Genomic DNA, 607 nt, shown 5'->3' on the forward strand with positions numbered 1-607 from the left:
GTAAGCCAAGGAGTTGCGGATTGCCGTTGTCTTCCTAAGACCGCTTGGCCTCCGACTTACCAACGTAAAAGTTTAGAGAAAGATTTATATATGAGTTTTTACATATATGATATCAGTGAAAGAGAAATGAAAAAAGAAGTAATAATTGAAGGAGAAACGTACTATATTGAAAGTGAGGATGACCTAGTTAGCATAGTTCATGAGTTAGTCAAAAGAGGGTTTACAGTTAAGGAGATTGCATACGGACTAGGAATCAGTGAGAAAAAGGTCAGGAAATATTTAGAAGACTGTTGGTAAGTTAAGTTTTGTTTTTTTATTTGTAAGTTCTAATTCTCCTTTTTAGAATTTTTATTTTTCTCCTAATTAGCTAAGATTATGCTTAGTTTTTTTCAGTTTTGTGATAGTAATTGTAAAGGTTGAAAAATCAAGGAGGTGAAAAAATAAAGAGATAGAGAAGTAAAAAGATAGAGAAAGATTTATATAGCAGAAGATACATATATGTAAGTGGTGAGTAAAAAGTGAAGTATGAAACACTAAAAGACATGTTAAATCCAATTTTTGAAAATTCAGAAATTTGGGAACTGGATTTAATATTTAATCCAGAAAT

1 protein-coding gene is annotated in these 607 nt (G+C 30.5%); it reads left to right on the forward strand.

The genetic code is table 11. From position 1 onward, the window contains the following. Positions 1 to 518 precede the first annotated feature (518 nt). The coding region (locus ABDZ76_RS17720) for an AcrID1 family anti-CRISPR protein (protein WP_425541786.1) at positions 519 to 607 on the forward strand (89 nt) is incomplete at its 3' end.

The organism is Paenochrobactrum glaciei (genome assembly GCF_039522165.1).
Classification (GTDB): Bacteria; Pseudomonadota; Alphaproteobacteria; order Rhizobiales; family Rhizobiaceae; genus Paenochrobactrum; species Paenochrobactrum glaciei.